The sequence below is a fragment of the Massilibacterium senegalense genome, assembly GCF_001375675.1.
GTDB lineage: Bacteria > Bacillota > Bacilli > Bacillales > Massilibacteriaceae > Massilibacterium > Massilibacterium senegalense.
Genome location: NZ_LN831785.1, coordinates 363,881 through 378,795, shown reverse-complemented (window position 1 = coordinate 378,795; position 14,915 = coordinate 363,881). Strand labels below are relative to the sequence as shown.

General features: G+C 35.7%; 14 protein-coding genes and 1 riboswitch. Of the genes, 10 read left to right on the top strand and 4 right to left on the bottom strand.

The window, feature by feature from the left end; genetic code table 11:
- The first annotated feature begins 106 nt into the window (after positions 1-106).
- Both BN1372_RS02645 and BN1372_RS02640 read left to right on the top strand, forming a co-directional pair.
- Complete coding sequence (locus BN1372_RS02645) at positions 107-1,993, top strand: ABC-F family ATP-binding cassette domain-containing protein (RefSeq protein ID WP_062197312.1); 1,887 nt, start codon at positions 107-109, stop codon at positions 1,991-1,993.
- A 464-nt stretch (positions 1,994-2,457) separates the two neighbouring features.
- Entirely contained in the window at positions 2,458-2,697 is a 240-nt protein-coding gene (locus BN1372_RS02640) for a YiaA/YiaB family inner membrane protein (protein ID WP_082418919.1), read from the top strand.
- Positions 2,698-2,798: 101 nt separating this feature from the next.
- Here the strand turns inward: BN1372_RS02640 and BN1372_RS02635 are convergent, their stop codons facing one another.
- Together BN1372_RS02635 and BN1372_RS02630 are read right to left on the bottom strand one after the other, a co-directional pair.
- Entirely contained in the window at positions 2,799-4,658 is a 1,860-nt protein-coding gene (locus BN1372_RS02635) for an ABC transporter ATP-binding protein (protein WP_062197310.1), read from the bottom strand.
- Entirely contained in the window at positions 4,655-6,379 is a 1,725-nt protein-coding gene (locus tag BN1372_RS02630) for an ABC transporter ATP-binding protein (RefSeq protein WP_062197309.1), read from the bottom strand. Before BN1372_RS02630 ends, BN1372_RS02635 begins: the two co-directional genes overlap by 4 nt.
- A 167-nt stretch (positions 6,380-6,546) precedes the next feature.
- On the opposite strand from BN1372_RS02630, the gene BN1372_RS02625 reads away from it, so the two are divergent.
- Both BN1372_RS02625 and BN1372_RS02620 read left to right on the top strand, forming a co-directional pair.
- Positions 6,547-7,542 carry a DUF4003 family protein gene (locus tag BN1372_RS02625; RefSeq protein WP_062197308.1) on the top strand — a complete coding sequence of 332 codons (996 nt, stop codon included), beginning with the start codon at positions 6,547-6,549 and terminating at the stop codon, positions 7,540-7,542.
- 66 nt (positions 7,543-7,608) lie between these two features.
- Positions 7,609-7,796, top strand: a riboswitch (cobalamin riboswitch).
- Positions 7,797-7,890: 94 nt separating this feature from the next.
- Positions 7,891-8,466, top strand: a complete 576-nt coding sequence (locus tag BN1372_RS02620; RefSeq protein WP_062197307.1) for a GNAT family N-acetyltransferase — start codon at positions 7,891-7,893, stop codon at positions 8,464-8,466.
- A gap of 41 nt (positions 8,467-8,507) precedes the next feature.
- Here BN1372_RS02620 and BN1372_RS02615 read toward each other — a convergent pair whose 3' ends face one another.
- The gene (locus BN1372_RS02615) at positions 8,508-8,975 is read right to left on the bottom strand and encodes a DinB family protein (RefSeq protein WP_062197306.1); all 468 of its coding nucleotides are present in this window, start codon (positions 8,973-8,975) and stop codon (positions 8,508-8,510) included.
- Between the two features lie 226 nt (positions 8,976-9,201).
- Between BN1372_RS02615 and BN1372_RS02610 the strand changes: the two genes are divergently transcribed.
- The 6 genes from BN1372_RS02610 (at position 9,202) to BN1372_RS02585 (ending at position 14,372) form a co-directional block, all read left to right on the top strand.
- Positions 9,202-9,744 carry a helix-turn-helix domain-containing protein gene (locus tag BN1372_RS02610; RefSeq protein ID WP_062197305.1) on the top strand — a complete coding sequence of 181 codons (543 nt, stop codon included), beginning with the start codon at positions 9,202-9,204 and terminating at the stop codon, positions 9,742-9,744.
- Between the two features lie 28 nt (positions 9,745-9,772).
- The gene (locus BN1372_RS02605) at positions 9,773-10,876 is read left to right on the top strand and encodes an ABC transporter ATP-binding protein (RefSeq protein WP_062197304.1); all 1,104 of its coding nucleotides are present in this window, start codon (positions 9,773-9,775) and stop codon (positions 10,874-10,876) included.
- Positions 10,866-11,666, top strand: a complete 801-nt coding sequence (locus tag BN1372_RS02600; protein WP_062197303.1) for an ABC transporter permease — start codon at positions 10,866-10,868, stop codon at positions 11,664-11,666. The genes BN1372_RS02605 and BN1372_RS02600 overlap by 11 nt, the downstream gene beginning before the upstream one ends.
- A 1-nt stretch (position 11,667) precedes the next feature.
- Positions 11,668-12,459, top strand: coding sequence for an ABC transporter permease (locus tag BN1372_RS02595; RefSeq protein WP_062197302.1), 792 nt, complete (start codon positions 11,668-11,670; stop codon positions 12,457-12,459).
- A complete protein-coding gene (locus BN1372_RS02590) occupies positions 12,456-13,529 on the top strand; it encodes an ABC transporter substrate-binding protein (RefSeq protein WP_062197301.1) in 1,074 nt (357 codons plus the stop codon). The genes BN1372_RS02595 and BN1372_RS02590 overlap by 4 nt, the downstream gene beginning before the upstream one ends.
- 84 nt (positions 13,530-13,613) lie before the next feature.
- Positions 13,614-14,372 (top strand): (S)-benzoin forming benzil reductase, encoded by a 759-nt coding sequence (locus BN1372_RS02585; protein WP_062197300.1) that lies wholly within the window; start codon positions 13,614-13,616, stop codon positions 14,370-14,372.
- 119 nt (positions 14,373-14,491) lie between these two features.
- Here the strand turns inward: BN1372_RS02585 and BN1372_RS02580 are convergent, their stop codons facing one another.
- Positions 14,492-14,704, bottom strand: coding sequence for a hypothetical protein (locus BN1372_RS02580; RefSeq protein ID WP_147515326.1), 213 nt, complete (start codon positions 14,702-14,704; stop codon positions 14,492-14,494).
- Positions 14,705-14,915: the final 211 nt, after the last annotated feature.

Here is a 14,915-nt window from a genome sequence, read left to right as displayed (position 1 = left end):
GTGGCATTTTATTTCGGAAAATAAGTCCCTATTTCATTGATTGTATATAATGAAAAGAAATGCTATGTTTTTGATAAGTAATTTGTAGAGAATGGATGGATAAAAAATGAAAATATATAAAGCGGAAAATATAACAAAAACGTATGGTGACAAAACGCTGTTTCGAGATATCTCTTTTACGATTAATGAAAAGGAACATATCGGGTTAATCGGTGTGAACGGTACGGGAAAATCAAGTTTATTAAAAATTATTGCCACCATTGATTTGCCAGATATGGGGGATTTCTCTCACCCTAGTGATTATATGATTCGATACTTGCCGCAAGAACCAATTTTAGATGAAAATATAACGGTATTAGATGCGGTATTTGAGAGTGATGCAAAAATGATCAAAATAATGAAAGAGTATGAATCGGCTTTACTTGATTTAGAACAAGATCCAATGAATGAAATGATTCAAAAGAAAGTGTTAACATTACAAAATGAGATGGATCACGAACAGGCTTGGGATGCCAATGCTAATGCGAAAACTATTTTAGCGAAGCTTGGATTGTATCATTTTAAACAAAAAATTGGGGAACTTTCCGGAGGACAAAAAAAGCGTGTGGCATTAGCGCAAGTCTTAATTGAAACACCTGATTTATTGTTATTGGATGAACCGACAAACCACTTGGATTATGAGACGATTAAATGGTTGGAAGATTATTTAAGTAAATACCAAGGAGCATTGCTAGTTGTCACGCATGATCGGTACTTTTTAGATCAAGTTTCTACGCGAATTTTTGAGCTAGATGGCGGGAAATTGTATACGTATATTGGGAACTATCAAGCGTTCATTGAAGCGAAAGCAATTCGTGAAGAGGAAGAAGTACAAACTGCACAAAAAAGACGGAATTTATATCGCCAAGAACTGGCGTGGATGCGCCGCGGAGCAAAAGCACGAACGACGAAACAAAAAGCACGAATCGGTCGATTTGAAGAGTTAGCAGAAAAGGTTGGCAATGCAACAAAAAAAGAAACGTTAGAGATGAATCTTTCCGGAAGTAGACTTGGGAAACAAGTAGTAGAATTAAAAGATGCTTCTCTTCAATTGGAACAGCATGTGATTTTACATCATTTTGATTTTCTTATCAAACAAAAAGATCGTATTGGGATTGTTGGGCGAAATGGGAGCGGGAAATCGACACTGTTAAATGTACTAGCAGGAAAAATCCAATTAGATACAGGAGAATGTATCACAGGTCAAACAGTCAAAATCGGTTATTATACACAAGAAAACGTGGATATGAATGAAAACTTACGTATGATTGAATATATTCGAGAAGCAGCAGAAGTGGTGACCACTGGAGATGGTAGTACCGCATCCGCTGCACAAATGTTAGAGCGTTTTTTATTTCCCATGCATACACACGGTACCCCTATTTATAAATTATCTGGAGGCGAAAAACGTCGCTTGTTTTTACTGCGGTTATTAATGATGAAACCGAACGTACTTCTTCTGGATGAACCAACGAATGATTTGGACACAGAAACGTTAACAGTGTTAGAAGCGTACTTAGAAGACTTTTCGGGTGTTGTCATAACGGTATCGCATGACCGTTACTTTTTAGATAAAGTAGCGAATCAACTGCTTATTTTACAAGGAGCAGGGGAAATAGAAACGTATGTTGGAAAATACACGGATTACTTAGAGTTAGAAGTAGAAAAAAATCGGTTGCTACAAGAAGAAAAAGAAGAAAAACAAAAGCCTGTACAACAAGTAGAAACGAAGAAAAAGAAAATGACGTATATGGAAAAGAAAGAATGGGAAGAAATAGACGACATTATTGCGAGTGTAGAAGAAAAGATGGAACAGATAAACGAAGATATTTTACAAACGGGCAGTGATTTTGAAAAAGCACAGGCTTTTTTAGAACAACAACAACAATTAAATGAACAACTAGAACAACTGATGGAACGTTGGGAGTATCTAGCGGAATTAGCAGAAGGATAAAGCCGAGCCACTTATACAAGTAAGTGGCTTTTGTTATTTTCATAGATGATCGATATATATAAACATCCAAGTCAAAATAAGATAAGAAACGAGATGAAGAAAGAGAAGGAAAAGAAAATCGGTACGGCTTATCCATGTTGCATACCAAAAAATAGATAGATAATGAATGAGCATACAAGAAGAGAATAACCCTAGTACATGTTCGCCCCAGAAGATGGCTAAAAACAAAGGTTGCACACTATTTAAAAGTAGATATTTGGATAAAATTGTATTTTTTTCATAAGGGAAATCTAACACATTTTTTCTTGCTGTGAATATATGTACAGTTGAAATTTCCCTTCCTGATTAGGTAGAAATCACTTACTGTTCAATATAGTGGAGGGAAATTAAAAATAGGGAAAAATACTTATATATTTTACAGAATGAAAGATTATAATTGGGATAAGAGGGAGGTTTTTTATGATATGGCTAAAAATAGAAGAAGAAATACGCCAGCTTTTACGATGTTGGCATGGTTGGGTCTTATTTTATTTACAGGTCTTATTTTAATCGGATTATATACGTTAAAAGAACCATTAATGGTGAAAGGATACTATTTAATGGGAACGATAGGTGTGATTATTTCTTCCTTTACAGTTGCAAAAGTAGTTCGTGATAATCAAGAAGATGAGGAAGAATTTAGTCGCCCCGGAAATGATCAATAAGACAAGTGGATGAAACAAATAATAAAGAAGAACAGACAAAGGATAATAGTGAATGATGTTTATCCTTTGTCTGTATTTTCCCTCACAGATGTAAGAGTTTCTTATTGCGCTTGTTGTTCCGTAATTTGACTTTGATATAGCTCAGCATAAAACCCATTTTTCTGTAGTAATGCTTCGTGTGATCCACTTTCCATCACATCCCCGTCTTTCATGACTAAAATAATGTCCGCATCTTGGATGGTTGATAAGCGATGGGCAATGACAAAACTAGTTCGTCCGTTCATTAATTGATTCATCGCTTGTTGAATTTGAATTTCTGTTCGTGTATCGACGTTACTAGTTGCTTCGTCTAGAATAAGTAACGGTGGATTTTTTAAAATTGCCCGAGCGATTGTTAGTAACTGTTTTTGTCCCTGTGAAATGTTAGATGCTTCTTCATTCAAGACGGTATCATATCCATCTGGTAACGTCCGGATAAATGTATCTGCATTGGCCATTTTGGCAGCAAAGATAATGGCTTCTTCCGTTGCACCGTTTTTGCCGTAAGCGATGTTGTCTCGAATAGTTCCGTTAAATAACCATGTATCTTGTAAAACCATTCCGAATAAGTCGTGTAAATGATGTCGTTTTAGTTGACGAATATCAACCCCATCAATGGTAATGAACCCGTCATCTACTTCATAAAATCGCATAAGCAAGTTTATAAGCGTTGTTTTTCCTGCACCTGTAGGTCCAACAATGGCTACTTTTTGTCCTGTTTGTACATGAACGGTTAAATCATGAATTAATGGTTGTTCTTTTGTATACCCAAATTGAACGTGATCAAATGTGACATTTCCCGCTACTTTTTGTAGTTCTTGCGCTTCTTTGTGATCTGGTATTTCTTCTTCTTCATCTAATACTTCAAAAACACGTTCTGCTGATGCGATAGTAGATTGAATGATGTTAGCGATATTTGCTACTTGTGTAATGGGATGAGAAAATTGTTTCGCATATTGAATAAACGCTTGAATATCCCCAACTTGAATCGTTCGTTGTGTAACAAGAATCCCTCCGACAACGCAAATAAACACATAGCCAATATTATTAATAAACCCCATTAGAGGCATAATAAATCCTGAAATAAACTGCGCTTTTCTTCCGGATTCATATAACGTCTCGTTCCTTTCATTAAATGCTTCGAGAGACTTATCTTCTCGATTAAAGGCTTTGATGATAGGATGTCCGGTATACATCTCTTCGATATGACCATTTACATGGCCGAGCGCTTGCTGTTGCTTTTTGAAATAAGGTTGCGAGCGTTTTGCAATCGCTTTTGTAACGATTATACTAAGTGGTAACGTTGCTAAAACGATAACGGTTAATAACGGACTAATAAGTAGCATCATGACGACGACCCCGATTAATGTAATAATCGATGTAATGATTTGGGTTAAGCTTTGTTGTAATGTACTGCTAATGTTATCGATATCATGAATAATCCTACTTAATGTTTCCCCGTGTGGCCGAGCATCAAAATAACGTAAAGGTAATCGGTTTAATTTTTCAAAAGCTTCTTTCCGTAGTTGATAGATAGACGTTTGGGAAACACCAGCCATGATGTATTGTTGTATGTAATGAAAGAATGAGCTAAAAAGATACAGAATGGTTAAAAGTATTAAAATGTTTCCGATTGCTTGAAAATCAATCGCTAGCTCTTTTGCTCCTTTTGCTTTTGTCATAAATCCATCAAATAAGATGGTGGTAATTTTTCCGATTAACATGGGACTAATAATTGTAAAAATAGTGCTTAAAATGGCGGCAAAACAAACAATCATAAGTTGCACGCGAAACGGTTTTAAATAGCGTACTAATCTTTTTAATGTTCCTTTAAAATCTTTTGCCTTTTCGACTGGCATTCCTTTATGGCCATGTCTACTTCCCCGTCCGAAAGGAGAGTAATTTTTTTGTTTTTGACTCATCGTTGTCCCCCCTTTACTTGTGAGGATACAATTTCTTTATAGACGTTATTTGTTTGTAGTAATTGTTCATGAGTACCAATCCCAACAATCTTTCCTTTTTGTAATACGATAATTTGATCCGCATCTTTTACTGTACTAACACGTTGTGCAACGACAATGGTAATGGCATCGTTTATTTCTGTTTTTAATGCCTGTCTAAGTAGCGCATCCGTTTTATAATCTAAAGCAGAAAAGCAATCGTCAAATAAATATATATCTGGTTTTCCAACAATCGCTCGTGCAATCGCTAAACGTTGCTTTTGGCCGCCAGATAGGTTTTTTCCCCCTTGCTCGACTACCGCTTGAAAACCATCTGCCATTTTTTCGATAAACGGTGTCCCTTGTGCAATGTCTGCAGCATGTTTCACTTCTTCCTCGCTTGCTGTTTCTTTCCCGTATCGAATGTTTTCTGCGATAGTACCAGTGAAAAGGATTGCTTTTTGTGGAACATAGCCAATTTTTTGCCGTAGCGTTTGTTGGGACAAGTTTTTCACATTGATCCCATTTATTAAAACGTCCCCCTCACTTGGATCGTAGAATCGAGGGATTAGTTGTAATAAGGTCGTTTTTCCATCTCCTGTTCCTCCAATAATGGCAGTCGTTTCTCCGCGCTTTGCGGTAAAAGAAAGATTCAAAAGCGCTGGTTTTTCCGCCCCTGGATAATAAAATGTTACATTGGAAAATGTCATGGATTGTATCGAGTCTTCTATCGTTGTTATTTTCTCTTTGTCTGTAATGGTAGGTGTTAACTGAAGGACTTCATTGATCCGTTTAGCTGAAACCGTTGCGCGGGGAATCATGACGAAAATAACAGTAAACATAACAAAGGAAAACATAATTTGCATCGCATATTGAATAAAAGCCATTAAACTTCCGACTTGCATCTGTTCATTCTCAATTTGTATACTCCCGAATAAAAGAATCGCGACAATCGATAAATTGAAAATAAGCATCATAATAGGCATTAAACTTGTAACAATACGATTTACTTTAATCGCTGTATTCCTCATATCTTGACTCGCTGCATCAAACCGGTTCGTTTCATCATTCATTCGACCGAAAGCACGAACAACACGAATCCCGGTTAAATTTTCTCGTAAAATTAAACTAAGATGATCTAGTTTTTGTTGAAGTGTTTGGAAAAGGGGCATCCCTTTTTTCGTAATGAAATAAATGATTGTCACAATAAGTGGGACGATAAAAAGAAAAATCATGGATAGTTTTGTATCTTGAGAGATTGCCATCACAATTCCTCCAATAAACATTAACGGGGAAAGGACCATCATTCGCAACCCCATCGATATAAACTGCTGCACTTGTTGAACATCATTCGTTGTTCGGGTGATAAAAGAAGACGTGCCGATTTGATCGAATTCTTGAATCGAAAAGTTCGTCACTTTCGAAAAAACTTCCCTTCGTAAATCTCGACCGAAGCTAGTCGCCACTTTTACAGCAAAATAGTTAGCTCCAATCGCACACACGACCCCAATAGCAGCTACTAAAAGCATTATGCCTCCTATACTCCAAATATACGGTATATCCCCATTCACAATTCCTTTATCGACAATTCGTGCCATGAATGTTGGAAGTAATAAATCAGAAAAAGTCCTTAAAAATAAAAGGACTAAGACGAAAAAGATAAAAAGACGATATGGTTTTAAATATGGAAAAAGTTTAAGCATACATAATCTTCTCCGTTCCTATCACTTTTTAATAGAAAATATGATGTGTACATATAAATAAGGTTAACTCATTATAATTTTTAATTAAAATAAGTGTCAATGAATACAGTCTTTCGATTGTTTTACGGAGTAGGGATAGGGAAATGGATAGTAAGGAGGTCGAATAAATGTCTATATCATTATATAAACAAAAAACAGATCAATTTTTATCCGATTATAACATGTTACATGAGCAGCTCAGTTTTTCCATAGATAAAAAAGTGAAGATGATGATTGCGGCGCAGTTTATGCAACAAGATATCCCATTCAAAGCAGAGCCTTTTTTTGCGTTTGCAAACAAAATAAAAAAGGAATCTTCTTTTTTCTCCACCATGCGTTCTGCATTTCGTTATACGATTGCGGGATTGTTAAGGACAAAATTTGATGATCCAGATGCTGCTTTTAAAAAATTAAAAGAACAGTATCAAACATTATATGAAGTAGGTTTTTCGAAAGGAAACTTTTTATATTTGGCAGCGTATGTGTTATTGATTCAAGAAGAAGAGACAGAAAAGAGTAACAAGTCTGTGGCTAAAAGAGCGATGGAAATATATAAAGAAATGAAAAAACGGCATTTTTTCCTTACAACTCAAGATGATTATCCATTAGCTGTGTTAGTAGCGTTATCGGAGAAAAGTATTCCTTCTCTTTTAGATGAGATGGAGTTTTATTACCAGTCGTTAAACAAATATGGTTTTTCGAAAGGAAATGAATTGCAAACACTTTCGCATATTTTAACGAAAGGATCGACTGAATCTGCACAGGCAATCGTGAAAGACACGGTAGATTGGTTTAATGTCCTACAGAGAAAGGAAATCGCGTTAAAAAGGATGCATTACCCCTCTCTAGGTCTTTTAGCGTTAGTAAGCCCGCAACAAGAAAACGTTGGGGATGTGGTTGCTTTATACGAGGCATTAAAAAAAGAAAAAATATTTCGTTTTTCACGTGATATGGTGTTGTTGATTGCCATTCCAATAATCATTTCAGAAAAAATCAAAGATAACAACATCCTAGACATCGGTTTAACAACGACGATTGAAGCAATCATTCAAGCGCAACAAGTAGCGATGATTGCAGCGGCATACTCCGCAGCTGCAGCATCTTCCGCTTCAAGTAGTAATTAATATTGGAAAAAATATCAATTTTGTCATATTTTTGTTACAATAAAAAGTGAACGATATCATTTATAAAAAACTGTTAAAAAATAAGGTGTACCGCTTTCGTAAAGCGGTTATTTAAAAGGGAAGATTGGTGAAACTCCAACACGGTCCCGCCACTGTAATAGGGAGCACGCTGCAAAAAGTCACTGTGAAAATGGGAAGACGCAGACGTTGTGATGACCTTAAGTCAGGATACCTGCCTTATTTTTATGTATTCGTTCCTACGAGGATAGGGAGGTGTAGTGCAATCGCATTGTTCTGTTTGCGTGCAAAAGAAGTGTTTTTTTTGTTGTTTCAAGAAAGGATGAGAAGATGAATTGTTGGTATGAAAGCAGAAAAGATCAAGTGAAAGAAAAGCTCATTCATTATTCCTTTCATCCAGATTTGCAACAATTTCGTGAGGCGAGTGAGCAACAAAAGGTTTTTCAAATGGTTTTAGAAAAAGAAGAAACACAATTAGCCATTGCCTTTTCTGATTCTCATATTGTTGGTTACGCTATTTTGGTAGCTCCAGATAAAAATGAACGTTGGTCGACTTATTCGTTTATTCGTGAATTAGGTGCATTAGAAGTGATTCCAGCGTATCGAGAAAAAGGAGTCGCAACCCAGTTATTACACAATTTATTTTCAGATGAAGCGGTAGAAGCCTCCATTGTTATCGCGTTAGAATATTATTGGCATTGGGATGTATCTAACCACATGATTTCTGTGTACAAGTATAAAGAAATGTTGCGGCATGTCTTATCTCATGTATATTTTGAAGAAGTAAAAACAGATGAAGAAGATATTGCGATTAATCCTGTTAATTTCATGATGGCTCGTATGGGGAAATTTATTACTTTTAAACAAAAGGAACAATTTTTTCATCTAGCTTATCCGTATCATTAAAGCCACAATCTCACTTTTAAGGTGGGATTGTGGCTTTTGTATTATTTATCTATTGTTGCAATTTTGATGTGAGAAGAAATGATACCTAAATGCAATCCTTCGTGGAAAATGGAAAAGGAAAGAATATCGTGAATGGTTTTGATGGTGAGTGGGCCGATAGAAATAGGTTGTGCAATTTTTTCATCTAATCGCCCGTCAAAATGTTGCTTGATCCGCTCTATTTGTGTTTGGAGTTGATGGATGATTTCTTCTGATGAAGGTGCTGTTTCTGTCCATTCGGATGGTTTTGTGCCAGGTGCAAAAAAGGTAACATAGGACGGAGCGGTACTTTCATAAGATGAATCTGCTTTTTGCAACATGGATTCTACTGTTGCAAAAATATGTCCTGCATTCCAACGAATAGTGTTTGGAAATCCACTCGGTTGTTTATCCCACATTTCCTTTTCAACTTTTTGTAATGTTTTCACGCTAGCCGTACGCGTAAAGACGAATTGTTCCCAAATAGCCATATGTAATCCCCCTTTTTTTAAAAAAACTTTTTGTCGTGATTCGCTTGTTTGAAAGCGAATAATCCATGTTTTTCACTTATTTTCAGTATATCACTAAATTAGTATTGTAGACTTCCCAAAATCATGTATAATATTCTGAGTGTATTTTAGTAAACATAAAGTTTATTTTTATAAAACTTTCATTACTGTTAGTTTACTAAGTATAAACATGATTAGGGGTCATAGTATGCAAATTGGAAAAAAAATTAAAAATTTGCGTTTAAAAAAAAGATTAACCCAAGAAGAACTTGGAGAACGCACAGATTTAACAAAAGGATATATTTCTCAGTTAGAACGTGATTTAAGTTCACCATCTATCGATACTTTTTTTTCGATTCTTGAAGTGTTGGGCTGTTCGCCAAAGGCATTTTTCGATGATGAAGAAAACGAACAAAAAGTGGTGTATACAGAAGAAGACCAAACGGATTTTATGGATGAAGAATTAGGGTATTGTATTCAGTGGTTAGTACCAGAATCAAATGAAAAAGAAATGGAACCTATTTTACTCCATTTAGAAGAACAAGGTGAATTTAAAAAGTTTGAACCATCATTATCGGAGACGTTTGCTTATGTTTTAAGCGGACGGATTGTTGTGCATCTTGGTCGTCATTCTTATATGGCCAAGGCAGGAGAATCCATTTATTTTCATGCATCAGAAGAACATCAAATTTTAAATGATAACGAAGGACCATCGACATTACTTCTTATAGCGACGGATTCTTATTTGTAGCATGTTAGGACAGGAAGGGGAGAGTGAAATGAATCATCAACCAATTATTCGGTTTGAAAATGTTTCAAAATATTATGATGATAGCCCAGTACTAGATCAAGTAAGTTTTGAATTAGAACGGGGAAAATTTTATACGTTATTAGGACCATCAGGGTGCGGGAAAACGACGATTTTACGATTAATTGCTGGATTTACCGAACCGTCGGAAGGAAACATTTATTTTAACGGAAAAGTAATCAATGAAATACCGGCGAATAAACGCCAGGTAAATACGGTGTTTCAAGATTATGCGCTGTTTCCTCATCTCAATGTGTTTGAAAACGTCGCATTTGGGTTGCGAATTAAAAAAATGAAAAAAAAAGAGATTGAAGAAAAAGTAAAGGAAGCGTTACGCTTTGTCAACTTAGTAGGATATGAAAATCGAGAAATTACCGAAATGTCTGGAGGACAACGTCAACGTGTGGCAATCGCACGAGCGATTGTCAATGAGCCAGAAGTAATTTTATTAGATGAACCGTTATCTGCGTTAGATTTAAAATTGCGTACCGAAATGCAATATGAATTGCGGGAATTACAACGTCGACTTGGCATTACGTTTATTTTTGTGACACATGATCAAGAAGAAGCATTGGCCATGAGCGATGAAATTTTTGTTATCAACAAAGGGAAGATTCAACAAAGCGGTACTCCAACAGATATTTACGATGAGCCTATTAACCGTTTTGTTGCTGATTTTATTGGGGAATCTAATATTATTCCTGGGAAAATGCTAGCAGATTTTTCGGTGGAATTTGTTGGAGAAACATTTGAATGTGTCGACCAAGGATTTCATCCGAATGAACAAGTAGAAATTGTAATTCGACCAGAAGACTTAGAAATAACAACACCAGAGAAAGGAAAGTTACAAGTAGAAGTCGATTCGCAACTGTTCCGTGGTGTGCATTATGAAATTTGTTGTTACGACAAAAATGGAAATGAATGGCTCGTTCATTCAACGAAAAAAGCAAATGTTGGAGATGAAATTGGACTTTACTTTGAATCGGAAGCAATCCATGTAATGCGTTTTGGGGAAACAGAAGAAGAATTTGATAAACGGTTAGAATCGTATGACGAGGGTAGCTATGCAAAATAAAACACGTAATCTATATTTAATTCCATACGTATTGTGGATTGTGTTATTTGTTGTCGCGCCGATTCTCCTTATTGTGTATTATTCCTTTTTTACTATTGAAGGACAATTTAGCCTAGAAAATTATCAAAAGTTTTTTACACCTGTTTATTTAAAAATGACGTTAAGTTCTTTTTGGTATGCTTTTTTAATTACGCTTTTTACGTTATTGATTGCCTACCCGACCGCTTACTTTTTAACGAAAACAAAACATAAGCAACTATGGTTATTCCTTATTATTTTGCCATCATGGATTAATTTATTACTAAAAGCTTATGCATTTATCGGTATTTTTGGAACATACGGTGCGGCGAATGCGCTACTAGAAGTGCTCGGAATCGGGACAAAGCAAATTTTATTTACGGATTTTAGTTTTGTCTTTGTATCTGTGTATATTTTTATTCCGTTTATGATTTTACCGATTTACAATGCGTTAGAAGAATTAAATCCGTCGCTTGTCACAGCTTCTAGAGATTTAGGAGCTTCTGGTTGGACGACATTCCGTCGTGTCATTTTTCCATTGACGTTAGATGGTGTGAAGTCAGGGTGTCAAGCGGTATTCATTCCTGCTTTATCCCTCTTTATGATTACCCGTTTAATTGCCGGAAATCGTGTCATTACACTAGGTACAGCAATTGAACAACACTTTTTAGTAACACAAGACTGGGGAATGGGTTCAACGATTGCGGTCTTTTTAATTATTTCCATGGCATTGATCATGATTATCACAGGAAATCGGAAGAAGGGGAGATAACATGAAAAGAACAGGAAAACTGGCAAATGGTTATTTAATCGTCGTCTTTTTAGTGTTGTATGCTCCGATTTTCTATTTAATGTTTTATTCATTTAATAGCGGGGAAACGATGGCTAATTTTGAAGGGTTTACGCTAGATTGGTATAAGGAAGTATTGCAAGATACTAGATTATTAATTATTGTTTTAAATACACTTGTGATTGCACTTTTATCAGCGGCCATTTCTACTATTTTAGGTGTATTTGGCGCACTCGCTATCTATTACGTGAAAAAGCGTCAAGTGAAAAATACGTTGTTAACGTTTAATAATGTATTAATTGTGAGCCCAGATGTTATTATCGGTGCTTCGTTTTTAATTTTATTTACGATGATTGGAATAAAATTAGGGTTTACATCAGTGCTTCTTTCTCACATCGCTTTTAGCGTACCGATTGTGGTAATTATGGTGTTACCAAAATTATATGAAATGAGTGATACGTTAATCGATGCGGCTCGAGATTTAGGGGCAAGCAGTATGAATGTGTTAACAAAAGTCATTTTTCCATTTATTACACCAGGTGTGTTTGCTGGATTTTTTATGGCGTTAACCTATTCACTAGATGATTTTGCGGTGACATTTTTCGTGACGGGAAATGGTTTTTCTACGTTATCGGTAGAAATTTATTCAAGAGCTCGTCAAGGTGTGTCGTTATCGATTAATGCATTATCGACCTTAATGTTTTTAGTGACGCTTGTTCTTGTGCTTGGATATTATTTTATTAGTCAACGTCATCAAAGGGGGATGAAACGATGAGAAAATTAGCGCAACTGTTTATCGTTATTTTCATCATTGCCTTTGGCTTCATGTATACGGTGAATAAATTAAATACATCGGTTGGATATTCTGGTGATAATACGCTTACCGTTTATAACTGGGGAGATTATATTGACCCTGAGCTTGTTAAAAAATTTGAAAAAGAAACGGGTATGAAGGTAATCTATCAAACGTTTGATTCGAATGAAGCGATGATGACAAAAATTGAACAAGGAGGAACGACATTTGATATTGCCGTTCCGTCTGAGTACGCGATTAGTAAGATGAAAGAGGAAGATTTATTGCTTCCGATTGATCATTCTCAACTTCCAAATTTGAAATATATTCACCCACGGTTTTTAGATTTATCTTTTGATCCAAACAATGAATACTCGATTCCTTATTTCTGGGGAACAGTGGGCATTGTATATAATACAGAAATGGTAGATGGAATTACGTTTGAAAGTTGGGACGGTTTATGGCATGAAGATTTAAAAAATCAAATTTTACTCGTAGATGGTGCCCGCGAAGTAATCGGAATGGGATTAAATAGTTTAAACTATTCGTTAAATGATACGAATCCTGAACATTTACAAGAAGCTAAAACAAAGCTCGATTCCTTAACACCAAATGTTAAAGCGATTGTTGGGGATGAAATTAAAATGTTACTGGTGAATGAAGAAGCTGCAGTTGGCCTCGTATGGTCGGGAGATGCTGCAGAAATTATGTGGGAAAATGAAAAGTTAGATTATGTCGTTCCGAAAGAAGGCTCGAATCTTTGGTTTGACAATATTGTTATTCCAAAATCAGCAAAAAATGTGGAAGGAGCACATCAATTTATTAACTTTTTACTAGATCCCAAAAATGCTGCGCAAAATGCAGAGTATATCGGTTACTCCACACCCAATGCAAAGGCATTAGAATATATGGATAAAGAAATCGCAGAAGATGAACGTTTTTATCCAGATGAAGAAGTAACGGAAAAACTAGAAGTATACGAAAACTTAGGAAAACGAAATCTAGCAATGTATAATGATTTGTTTCTTGAATTTAAAATGTATAAAAAGTAGGAGAAAGCTTGTTGGGACAATACGTTCTAACAAGCTTTTTTCCATGATATGATGGATGTACGAATGCTTGGAGGAGGGGACAAGGTGAACTATGTAGTCATAACAGGAGCATCACGGGGATTAGGATATTCGATGGCCAAACAAATGATAAACAAAGGAATGCATATTATTTCTGTTTCTAGAACAGAAAATACATCCTTACCATTACTTGCGGAAGAGCATAATCGGAAATACATGCATTATGCTTGTGATTTATCGAACGTAGATCAAGTGGAACAAACATGTACGCAAATCATCGACTTTTTACAAGGACAATGTGTGGAAAAGCTCTATGTGGTGAACAATGCAGGTGTCATTGAACCAATAGAAGTCGTTGGGCATTTATCATCGACTAGCGTAAAGCGTAGTTTAGAGGTGAATGTATTAGCACCAATGCTGATTACGAATGCTTTTCTTGCATGGGGAAATTGGACGAATACGAAGGTGATTTTTGCTGCGATTACATCAGGAGCAGGAAGTCAACCGATGCACGGTTGGAGTGCTTATTGTAGTACAAAAGCTGCATTGAATATGTTTATTCAAACGACAAGTATCGAAATAGAGCATCAACAATTGTTTCATAAAATAGTAGGCTTAAGCCCAGGCATCATGGATACGGATATGCAAACGAAGATTCGCGCTTCTACGAAAGAAGCATTTGCAGACGTAGAACTATTTCGCCAGTATAAAAACGAAGGAATGTTACGGCAAACCGATGAAGTAGCAGATTCTTTCGTTCGGCTTCTAGTGGAGGAAACATTTGAAAATGGTGCCATTTATCATGTAAATCAATTATTACAGTAAATAAAATAAAAAGAAGCACCCCCCTAAAGGGTTGTTTCTTTTTATTTTACTGGATGGTGACAGCCTTTAAGCGTTCTACCCATTGATCCTCAATGGATGTTTCTAATGGATTGCCAATTTTAGTGTAGCGTGCAATATATATCATTCCCGTAAGCAAAAATACGGCCTACTTCATGTTGGGTATCTTGAATGGGGTCATTTACTACTGTAAATTCGTAATAAATAGAATGAGCATCTTTTTCTAAAATGTTAAACATGAAATCACCTTGAATGGTTTGATCAAACGATTGTTGAAATAATTCCGTATCTTTTTCTTTTGTTAACTGTTGCATATTTCCTTCAAAATATGGAAGGGAATAAAGTTCACTCCAATTCTCTGCAGTTTCTCTGTTTAACACAAATTCAGCTATAAAATTACCTTGTGTTTCATCATGATAATCAAGTTTCCACTCGCGTTCATCGATTGCAAAATTAATTTTCTGTAAGATAGGAATATATTGACCTTCTACCTCTTCAACTGTAAATTTTACTATTTAATCTAAT

Bases quoted from the DNA above. Each gene is read 5' to 3' on its own strand.
- BN1372_RS02645 (WP_062197312.1), top strand. From the start codon at position 107: ATGAAAATATATAAAGCGGAAAATATAACAAAAACGTATGGTGACAAA.
- BN1372_RS02640 (WP_082418919.1), top strand. From the start codon at position 2,458: ATGGCTAAAAATAGAAGAAGAAATACGCCAGCTTTTACGATGTTGGCA.
- BN1372_RS02635 (WP_062197310.1), bottom strand. From the start codon at position 4,658: ATGAGTCAAAAACAAAAAAATTACTCTCCTTTCGGACGGGGAAGTAGA.
- BN1372_RS02630 (WP_062197309.1), bottom strand. From the start codon at position 6,379: ATGCTTAAACTTTTTCCATATTTAAAACCATATCGTCTTTTTATCTTT.
- BN1372_RS02625 (WP_062197308.1), top strand. From the start codon at position 6,547: ATGTCTATATCATTATATAAACAAAAAACAGATCAATTTTTATCCGAT.
- BN1372_RS02620 (WP_062197307.1), top strand. From the start codon at position 7,891: ATGAATTGTTGGTATGAAAGCAGAAAAGATCAAGTGAAAGAAAAGCTC.
- BN1372_RS02615 (WP_062197306.1), bottom strand. From the start codon at position 8,975: ATGGCTATTTGGGAACAATTCGTCTTTACGCGTACGGCTAGCGTGAAA.
- BN1372_RS02610 (WP_062197305.1), top strand. From the start codon at position 9,202: ATGCAAATTGGAAAAAAAATTAAAAATTTGCGTTTAAAAAAAAGATTA.
- BN1372_RS02605 (WP_062197304.1), top strand. From the start codon at position 9,773: ATGAATCATCAACCAATTATTCGGTTTGAAAATGTTTCAAAATATTAT.
- BN1372_RS02600 (WP_062197303.1), top strand. From the start codon at position 10,866: ATGCAAAATAAAACACGTAATCTATATTTAATTCCATACGTATTGTGG.
- BN1372_RS02595 (WP_062197302.1), top strand. From the start codon at position 11,668: ATGAAAAGAACAGGAAAACTGGCAAATGGTTATTTAATCGTCGTCTTT.
- BN1372_RS02590 (WP_062197301.1), top strand. From the start codon at position 12,456: ATGAGAAAATTAGCGCAACTGTTTATCGTTATTTTCATCATTGCCTTT.
- BN1372_RS02580 (WP_147515326.1), bottom strand. From the start codon at position 14,704: ATGCAACAGTTAACAAAAGAAAAAGATACGGAATTATTTCAACAATCG.